5 protein-coding genes are annotated in these 10,225 nt (G+C 33.1%); 3 read left to right on the top strand and 2 right to left on the bottom strand.

The annotated features are described in order from the left end of the window. The first annotated feature begins 6 nt into the window (after positions 1-6). Positions 7-960: a Ppx/GppA phosphatase family protein gene (locus C820_RS14360; protein WP_004036491.1), complete on the top strand. Its 954-nt coding sequence runs from the start codon at positions 7-9 to the stop codon at positions 958-960. 40 nt (positions 961-1,000) lie between these two features. Further along, the gene (locus C820_RS14355; RefSeq protein WP_004036492.1) at positions 1,001-1,807 is read left to right on the top strand and encodes a Cof-type HAD-IIB family hydrolase; all 807 of its coding nucleotides are present in this window, start codon (positions 1,001-1,003) and stop codon (positions 1,805-1,807) included. 90 nt (positions 1,808-1,897) lie between these two features. Here the strand turns inward: C820_RS14355 and C820_RS14350 are convergent, their stop codons facing one another. After that, the gene (locus C820_RS14350) at positions 1,898-3,400 is read right to left on the bottom strand and encodes a 4Fe-4S dicluster domain-containing protein (RefSeq protein ID WP_004036493.1); all 1,503 of its coding nucleotides are present in this window, start codon (positions 3,398-3,400) and stop codon (positions 1,898-1,900) included. A gap of 135 nt (positions 3,401-3,535) precedes the next feature. Between C820_RS14350 and C820_RS14345 the strand changes: the two genes are divergently transcribed. Further along, a complete protein-coding gene (locus C820_RS14345) occupies positions 3,536-4,726 on the top strand; it encodes a D-alanyl-D-alanine carboxypeptidase family protein (RefSeq protein WP_004036494.1) in 1,191 nt (396 codons plus the stop codon). Between the two features lie 380 nt (positions 4,727-5,106). Here the strand turns inward: C820_RS14345 and C820_RS14340 are convergent, their stop codons facing one another. Continuing rightward, positions 5,107-9,375, bottom strand: a complete 4,269-nt coding sequence (locus C820_RS14340; protein ID WP_162213066.1) for an S-layer homology domain-containing protein — start codon at positions 9,373-9,375, stop codon at positions 5,107-5,109. Positions 9,376-10,225: the final 850 nt, after the last annotated feature.

The following is a 10,225-nucleotide window of genomic DNA, read 5'->3' as shown; positions in this document are numbered from 1 at the left end:
AAAGGAATGGAAGATTTTTCAATATTGGATAAATCTCAACAAAAAGATAGTGGAATGTATGGAGTCATTGATGTAGGTTCTAATACTATTCGTCTTTGTATTTATGATGTATCTGAAAACGACATTTACCCTATGCTGAATAACAAAACAACAGCAGGACTTGCAGGTTATGTAAAAAAAGGAAAAATGACAAAAAAAGGTATTCAAAAAGCTTGTGATGTTTTAAACAAATATAGAGAAATGACAGAACATTTTCCTTTAAAACAACTTTTTGTATTTGCTACAGCATCATTAAGAAATATTTCGAATACAGATGAGGCTTTACAAACGATTACAGCAGAAACAGGACTTTCTATAGATGTATTGACAGGATACCAAGAAGCAACATTTGATTTTATTGGTGCAGCACATTCTATCAATTTAGATAGAGGTCTTTTGCTAGATATTGGTGGAGGTAGTACAGAATTATTAGTGTATGAAAGAGGAGAAATACAAAATGCAGTTAGTTTGACATTTGGTTCTCTTTCTATGTTTTCTAATTATGTGTCAGGACTATTTCCTAACAAAAAAGAAAAAAAAGAAATAGAAGAAGTAGTAAAAAAAGAATTGAAAAAAGTAAAATTTTTAAATAACAAAACATTTGACAATGTTATAGGTATAGGCGGTTCTATTAGAGCAGCTAAAAATATGAACAATGATATGTTTGGAAAGCTTAAAGATAACAGTGTAATTATTGCAGAAGATGTGCCAAAATTATTAAAGCAATTTAAAGGCAATGAAAATGAAGTATTAAAAACAGTATTGAAAGTATCCCCTGACCGTGTGCATACACTTATACCTGGTATGATTGTAATGAATACAGTGTGTGAATATGTAGACTGTAAAGATATTATAATGAGTCCTTATGGTGTAAGAGAAGGATATTTATATCAAAAATTGTTTTCAGAACAATTAAAATGATTAAAAAATAAAATACAAATGAAAAGGGGGAGGCATTTCATTGAATTATAAAATGATTGTGTTGGATTTAGATGGCACATTAGTCAATTCAGAAAAAAAGATTTCTGAGAAAAATAAAAAAGCATTGCAAAAGGCAATACAAAAAGGTGTAAAAGTAGTTTTAGCATCAGGTAGACCAGTAAAAGGAGTATTACCTAAAGCGATTGAGTTAGAACTAGATAAAAACAATGGGTATATACTTGCTTTTAATGGAGGAAGAATTATAAATGTTACAACAAAACAATGTGTTTTTGAGGCAGATTTGCCAGAGGGACATTTACAAAAAGTATATGAACTTTCTAGAAAATTTGACATTGGTTTAATGACATATGAAGGAAATGATAAGCTTGTTACAGAAGACGATAATGAATATATACAACTGGAATTAAGAGTAAATCAGCTAGAAAGAGTAACACCAAAAAGTATAATAGAATATGTTACATTTCCAGTAGCGAAATATTTGTTGGCAGGAAATCCAGAAAATGTAGAAAAAGCAGAGATTGTATTTAAACAGGCACTTTCTAAACAACTAAATATATTTCGCTCTGACCCTTTCTTTTTAGAAGTTTTGCCATTGGGAATAGATAAAGCATATGGTTTGGAAAAGCTGATTAAAATATTAGGTATTTCAAAAGAAGAAGTGATTGCTTGTGGCGATGGTTATAATGATATTACAATGCTACAATTTGCAGGACTGGGCGTAGCAATGGAAAATGCTACAGAGCAAACAAAAGCTGCTGCAGATTATATTACATTGTCTAATGACGAAGATGGTATTGCAGCTGTTATAGAAAAATTTATATTATAACTCATTTTATATTATAATTAATAATGTAATAAAAAATAAAACCGTAACTATTTTAAAAAAAATAGTTGCGGTTTTTAATCTCTTTTTTTATTATAATAATTCTATATCTGCTAGTTCTTTTTCAGGAATTGCATTTTTAGAATTTTTTACAAATTTTTTAACTTCTGCTGTAGCACGATTAATTACTATATTTGTACCAGCACCACCTACACAACCTCTGGGACAAGCCATACCTTCTATTAAACAACCGTTCATTTTTCCTGATTTCGCCATCATAAGTATTTTTTTACATTCTGATAGTCCTTGTGCATTTTCTATAAGCACATCTATATTATCATAATATTCATGAATACATTTTTCAATGGCTTTTGCAACACCTCCAGATACTGCATAGCCACGACCAACACCAGTAGCATCATTCATAGGAATTTCTTTTGTAAATGTATCCATATCTATTGATTTTGCTTCAAACATAGCCCACAGTTCTTCAAATGTAATTACAAAGTCAACATCACTTCTGACACTTTTTCGTGATGCTTCTAATTTCTTAGCGGCACAAGGTCCTATAAATACAACTTTGCAATCAGGATACTTTTGTTTTATACTTCTTGCAGTTGCTACCATAGGAGTGAGTGCATTTGAAATTTTATTTATAGTTTCAGGAAAATATTTTTTTGCTAACATAGACCAAGAAGGGCAGCAGGATGTTAATAAAAAAGGTAATTCTTTTGAAACTACTTTTTCTACATAATGCTGTGCTTCTGTCATAGCACCAATATCTGCACCCATTGCTACCTCATAGACTTTATAAAAACCTAATTCTAATAATGCAGCTTTGATATTGGCAGCAGAAATGTTTTCACCAAATTGTCCTATAATAGCAGGGGCAACTTCTGCTATTACATTTTGTTGTTTTTTCATAGCACGAATAAGCTGAAAAATTTGTGATTTATCTGCAATAGCACCAAAAGGACAATTTACCATACACATACCACAAGAAACACATTTATCTGTATTAATACAAGCTCTACCTAAATCATCACTTTCAATAGCATCTACGCCACAAGCAGCAGCACAAGGGCGTATTTTTTTTGCAATAGCATCATAAGGACAAACAGCTTTGCATTTTCCACATTTAATACATTTTTTTTGATTGATATAGGCGTGACCATTTATTCTAGAAATAGCATCTGTAGGACAAACTTCTTGACAAGGGTGAGCTACACAACCACAGCATTGATTGCTTACTTCATATTTATTTACATCACAAGCGTTACAGGCAGAAGGGATAACCTGCATAAGAGGAGGTTCATAATATTTTTGTGAAATATTACTTTCCTCTAGACCGCTTGTGATATGTACAGGCTGGTCTTCTGGACGAAGTGACATTCCCATAGCAAGACGAACTCTCTCCGAAGCGATAGCTCTTTCTCTGTAAATACTTTCTCTGTAATGTGGTGTATCTCCGGGTGATATAATATAAGGAATTGCCTCAATATCATCATTAATATTTTCAGAAGAATATGCCACTTTTGCAATTTCTTTAAAAACTTGTCTTCTTAATCGGGTAACAGGTGTGTCAAGACCTCTCATACAATATTACCTCCTAAATTTCATTTATTTATAGTATTGTCCTAATTTTTAAAATTTATTAAAGTGATTTTATTAAAATTTTCATATTGCATACTTTTTTGACATAAATTTATAGTAGACAAAAGGAGGGTTAATATGAGAAATGATAAAATAAAATGGATTTGTTTTATTGTAGCACTGTTTTATTCCATTACAACAACAATCACGACAATATTTGCTCAACAGCAATATCCCAATTTAACAGATTTAGCATTACAATCAAAAAGTGCTATATTAATGGAGCCGCAGACAGGTACGATATTATATGAACAAAATAGTCATGAAAAATTGCCTCCTGCAAGTGTTACAAAAGTAATGACATTACTTTTGATATATGAGGCAGAACAAGAGGGAAAATTTGATTGGAATGATATGGTAACTGTGAGCGAACACGCAGCATCTATGGGAGGTTCTCAGGTATTTTTAGAACCACAAGAACAGCAAACAGCAAGAGATATGACAAAATGTATTGCAATAGCTAGTGCCAATGACGCAGCGGTGAGTATGGCAGAGTTTGTAGCAGGAAGCGAAGAAAGCTTTGTTGAAAAAATGAATAGTAAAGCGAAAGAGTTAGGTATGAATGACACCAATTTTGTAAATGCTTGTGGACTAGATGCTGATGGTCATGTTACAAGTGCTTATGATATTGCATTGATGTCAAAAGAGTTGATTACAAAACACCCTGAAATATTTGAATTTACAAAAACATGGCAAGATAGTATTGTACATAAAACAAGAAAAGGCGAGTCAGAATTTGGTTTAACAAATACTAATAAATTATTAAAATGGTATCCTGACTATGCTACAGGATTAAAAACAGGTTCTACAGGAAAAGCACTGTATTGTCTTTCTGGTACAGCAGAAAAAGATGGTTTGCAGTTAATAGGGGTTGTTATGGCAGCACCAGATTTTAAAATACGTTTTCAAGAAGTTATAAAATTGTTTGAATATGGTTTTTCTCAATATGAAATTAAAAAAGGACTGCAACAAGGAGAGGTAGTAGGGGAATTGCCTGTATATAAAGGAATGGAAAATAGCGTTGAAATTGTAGTAAAAGAAGAGATTTCAATGTTGGGACAAAAAGGAGAAAATGCAGAAATACAGACACAAAAAGAGATAGTTCCTTCTTTAAAAGCACCATTTGAGCAAAATACAAAAGTGGGGGAATTGGTTTATTATATCAATGGTACAGAAGCAGGTAGATGTGACTTGGTTACAGCAAGTGATATGAAAAAGGCAACTGTAGAAAAAATGTTACATAGATTATTCCAAAAATGGTGCTTGTAATTGTTTTATGAAATATTAAACTGTAAATTTAGTAAATTTTCTATATTAAAAAATTGGTAGTGATACAATGGGGGATGGGACAAATATTATATCATAAAAAAATGCTCTGTTCTAAAGCAAATAAGAACAGAGCTAAAAACAATATATATTACCCTCTCCCTATTATAAGGAACAATAACAGAATAATATATTTATTTTATATGTAGCATTTACTTCTGGAACAGTGTAAATGCTTTTTTTAATTCGTTTTATATCATAGGGCAAAGCTATTACTTCTATCAACGTTTATTTTTTATTAGGATAATTGTATATTATATTTTTAGAACACTACTTTACTACTAATTATATTGTTTTTGAGTTATGCAATTTTTTTGCTTTTATTAAGCACTTTTTGCTGTTACACTAACTTCTTTATCTGAAACAGCGGCATCAGTTATTTCTACTCCACCTTTTGTAAATGTAACTGTAATAGTTACTTTAGTTTCTTCTCCTGCTGTAAGTGCAATACTATCAGGGTTTGTAATTGTAATTTCTTTTACTGCCCAAGCCTCATCTAAAGCTTCTAATTTTTCGGTAATTGCATCTTGAAGTAATTGTTTAAGACCATCTGCATCAGTGTTAGTATCTACATCTGTAAGTTTAATTTCAACTTGATTGCCACTTGTGAAAAAACCAGCTATTGTATTTTTTTCTATATCTGTAGCTTTTGTTATAATAGTGATGTTTGTTGTTGCTGGAGTTGCACCATCTGTTACTGCATCTTGACCTTCATAAGAAGCTGTTACAACTAATCCTTTTGCTGTTGTATCTACATCAATAGTTAATTCTGCAGTAGCAATTCCGCCGTCAGCTGTAGTTGTATTTGCATTTGCAAATGCAGTAGTTTTTATATCTCCGCTATCACTATCTGCTTTTGCTACACTCCATTTTATTGTTTCACCTGCTTCTGTAACATCTGTATTTCCTTTTTTCAATTTAGCCTTAAATGTAATTTTATTTGCATCTGTTGTTGTATCATTTAAGTTTACAGTTTGGGCTACTGTTGGTTCTGTGATTTCTACAGCTGATATTTTATCAGCGTCTTCATTTCCACTATCGGGTGTGTATGTTAATTTAACTGTTGCGACTTTTTCACTTACAGATGCAACCGTTGCTGTTATTGTACCTACCGTTTGTCCATTAATTGTAACATTATAGCTTCCTAAGTCAGCATTAGCTTCAAACTTATGAGTATCATCAGCTGTACAAGAGATAGTTGCTTCAACAACACCAGCATCAGTACCAGATTTTGTAGACCATTTTGCACTACCAGAAGTAGTTAGTGTAAAGCCTTTACCATCAGCTGCTGCAATACCAGTTACCTCTCCATCATTTGCTGGAGCAGTAGCAATATTTACGGTAAACAAGTCATTCTTTTCTCCTGTGATTGGTGTTTCAGTATCTCCTGGATTACCAACTTCTACAGCACCTAAGTCAACTACAACGAACAATGTCTTTTTATCAGAAGATACTTGACATGGTTCTGTTGTGCCGTCTGGAAGTGTAACTGTTTGTGCGTTATAACCAAATGCCCAATCTGTATCTGCATTTAATTCAATTTTTGCTTGATAGCTTTTTCCGCCTTCTAATGCAGTTTTTCCAGTAACTTCTACATAATCACCACTAACACCAGTATCTTTATACCACCATGTTATATCACCTTTTGTATAATGTACATCATCACCAGTTTTAGCTGTTATTTTTGCTTCTAAGTCTGCAAATGTTGCTCCAGCTTTCATATCAGCTGTTCCAGGTAATGCAGTTATTTCAGTTGCTGCTATTTCACCATCATCAATATTAAATGTTACCTTTGATGTATCTGCTGTAATTGTTTCTGATGTATCTTCTTGACCAACAATCCATTTTGCAGGTATTGTAATTGCTACATTACCGGTTTTAGTAGTTGGTGTTCCTGCTAATGTAAATTTAACTGAATTAGTATTTTCTGCAATAGCTGCTGCAGTAGCAGTAATACCGTCTGGCAATCCTGCAATCCAACTTGTAGCTTCAGTTGCATCAACTGCTTTAAATTTAGGTTCTGCTGCATCTGCTCCTGCGTCAGTAGGTTTTGCTAATGTAACAGTAATTTTTTGGTCAGCAGGAAGGCTTTGACCAACTGCTCCACTTATTTCAACTTGCTCAGCTGCAGCTGTAGCACCTTTAAATTCTTTTTTCAAAACAAGTGTTGTTTCTTCTAATTTTTTACCATCATAAGAAGCTTCTATAGTTAATGTTTTTGGTGTTTCCCCTTCAGCTATTGTTAATGTATTAGAAGTAGCATTACTTGTAACTGTGCTTTTTTCTGTTGCAAATTTAGTACCTTCAGCACCACCTGTTACACTCCAAGTAACTTCTCCACCATTATCAATATTAGTTGTTGTTGCATTGACTGTTACAGTATTATTTTCTGCAGCCCAACTGTTTAAATCAAAATCAGTAAGTTTTTCGATTGTAATAGTTGGTTGTTCTGGTGTTGGTTCTGGGTCTGTAGTGCCACTACCTGCTATATCTGCTTTTACAGTAAATTTAATTTCTGTAGCACTTATGGATATGTTACCCTCTATAGCATCTACTAAACCAGCAAAGTCTGTTGCTGTGATTGTTTCATCAAAAACATAACCTGTTTCTGGTGTTAATGTAATTGCAGCTGTGTATTGTTTTGTTGTAGGTGTTGTGTCTTCATTTCCGTTGCCATCTTCGGTTGGTGGTGTTGTGCCTTCATTTCCGTCACCACCTTCAGTTGATGGTGGTGTTGTATCATCACCTTCAGCTACTGTTGCTGCTGTGCTTGCAGCTGTCCATGTTGTTCCTGACTGTTTTACACCTGTAGGTACTCCTTTTAATTTAGCATCTCCACCTGCTACTGGTGTATCTAATGTTATTCCTTTTACATCTGCTGCTGTAATTGTTACTGTTGCTGGTGTAGATGGTTCTTCTTCTTTCTGTTCTACATCAGGTACATTTTCTCCAGCATTAGATGTGTCTATTGTACCAGGTACTGTAGCCTCAATTTTATTTACAGTACCTTCACCTGTAACTTCTGAACCTTTTGCTGTAGAAGAAGATGTAATAGTATCTACTTTTGCATCTGGTGCAACATCAACTTTTGCTGTTGCTGTATCACTGAGTTCTACTTTTCCTACTGCAGCACTATCTTTTACAGCAACGTCAGCACTTGCACTATCGCTTACTTTTACATTGTCCACTGTAGCATTTCCGTTTACAACAATATTTGCTTCTACACTACCATTTACTTCTACATTTTCTAAGCTTGCACCATTTCTTACAGCGATGTCTGTACTACCTTCGCCATTCAATACGATGTCTTTTGCGTCACCTGTTACATCTACTTTATCAACAGAAGCATCTGCTGCTACTTCTACAACAGCATTATCTCCAGCTTCTACTGTATTTACTTTTGCTCCTTCTGCAATTTCAACAGGTGCTTGTGCTTCTACTTTATTCAGTTCAAAACCAACAATTTTTGTTGCTACTTTTGCTAATACAGATGCACTCAATGCTCTTGGTGTACGTGTTCTGATAACCACTTTGTCTGCACCTGCTACGTTGTTTCTAATTACTGTGATTTGTCCGCTTACACTTGTTTTACCCTCAAAATAAATATCAACTGTACTACTTGCTGCTGCTACTGCAGTATCTTCTCCTATGTAAGCTGCTGCTGTTGCTGTATCATCTGCATAAATATCAACATCGCCTTTGAATTTAATATCTTGCAAATCAATACCACTACCATCAACATAAATTGCTGTAGTACCTGTCAATGTTTTGCCGCTGTAGTCATTTGCTTCTTTTTGAGAACGAATAGTTATATTATGTGTTTTTTTGTCGTCGCTAGAGCTAGAAGAGCTAGAACCTTTGCTGCTTCCGCCGCCGCCACCGCCGCTAGCCCATACCATGTTACCAGCGTCAGCTGTTCTGTTATCTTCTGTGCTAGTGTTATCTCTATCAGTTGTGTCAATTTCACCTGATGGTGTAGTTGTTGTGCTGCCACCACCTAATACTCTATCTAATGTAGAAACAGCTTCTGCTCTTGTCATGCCTTTGCTACCACCAAAGCTACCATCAGGGTAACCGCTTAAGTAACCTGCTGCAACTGCTGCTCCTACTGCACCTTTTGCCCATGCTGGTATAGAAGCTGCATCTGTAAAGTTATTTGCTGCTGCTTCATTTGGTGTTAAACCTTTTGCATTGCAAATAAATACTGCTGCTTGCATTCTTGTTACTGTTTCGCCTGGTCTGAATGTACCATCTTCGAAACCACTTGCTACTCTACCACCTACTGCTTTTGCTACATCAGCATAGAACCAGTCACTTTCTTTTACATCGCTAAAGTTAATAGATGCACTAGAAGTAAATGCTGTTGGTGCTGCACTATTTAACAATCTTACAAATTCTGCTCTTGTAATTGCTCTGTCTGGTTTGAATGTGCCGTCTTCATAACCGCCAATTCTACCTTCATTTTGCCATTTTGTAATTGTAAATTCTGCCCAGTGGCCAAAAATGTCATTAGATGCTCCAAATACAGGAGCTACACTGCTTACTGTCATTGCTGTTGACAATAAAAATGCTACTGCTTGATACTTTTTCATTTCTTAAACTCCTCCTTAATAATTTTATTGTCCCAAAAGGTATGCTTTTTGGAAAAATAAGTTTTTTTCACTTTTTGCAAATTTTTAAAAATTTTCTTGGACATTTTAAATAAATTGTGTTATAGTAAAGGAATAAAAATTTATAACAAATGTATCTTTTTGGAAACACGGCAAATTTCTCAAAAAGCATACTTTTTGACAATTTATGCCATGTAATTTACCAAAATTTCTATATTTTTTCATATCATTTTTTAATTCAAAATTTTACTTTTTTCTTTAATTTTACTAAAATCTATTTTTACCTTTATATAACAGGATTTTTTCTAATTTTTATATTCCCTAATTAATACTATTTTTATGTAAATTTGTATAATTATTTCATAAGTATATATTAAATTTTCAATAGCTTTCATTTTTGGATAAAATTTGTATTCTTAATTGTAAGCTATCTTTTTTTTGTAAAATATGGCAAAAATTTTTGTGCAATTTAAACAAAATTTTTTTGGATGGTAAAAAGAGTAACTTTTCTAAGAATGTTGAATTTACAATGAAGTATAACATTGACTATATTAACTTAAGAAAAATAATAGTTAAAATAAACGATTTTTTGAAAAAAAGTGATAAAATAATTTAAATTTTTGAAAAATAGAATAGAAAAAAGCATTAAAAAATAGGTAAATTCGTATATCTAGAAGCAGCAAATTTGTCAAAAAGTATGCTTTTTGAAGAAATAGATTTTTTTCACTTTTAGTATATTTTTAAAAATTTTCTTGGACAATTCGAACAAATTGTGTTATAGTAAAGGCATAAAAATCTATAACAAATGTATCTTTTTGGAAATGCGGCAAAC

The sequence above is a fragment of the Clostridium sp. MD294 genome (assembly GCF_000364165.2).
In the GTDB taxonomy this organism is placed as follows: domain Bacteria; phylum Bacillota; class Clostridia; order Lachnospirales; family Anaerotignaceae; genus Coprocola.
This window is presented reverse-complemented; position numbering and strand designations above follow the sequence as displayed.

What these genes read in the sequence shown, in the direction of transcription:
- C820_RS14345 (WP_004036494.1), top strand. Translation starts at nt 3,536, where the DNA reads ATGAGAAATGATAAAATAAAATGGATTTGTTTTATTGTAGCACTGTTT.
- C820_RS14340 (WP_162213066.1), bottom strand. Translation starts at nt 9,375, where the DNA reads ATGAAAAAGTATCAAGCAGTAGCATTTTTATTGTCAACAGCAATGACA.
- C820_RS14350 (WP_004036493.1), bottom strand. Translation starts at nt 3,400, where the DNA reads ATGAGAGGTCTTGACACACCTGTTACCCGATTAAGAAGACAAGTTTTT.
- C820_RS14360 (WP_004036491.1), top strand. Translation starts at nt 7, where the DNA reads ATGGAAGATTTTTCAATATTGGATAAATCTCAACAAAAAGATAGTGGA.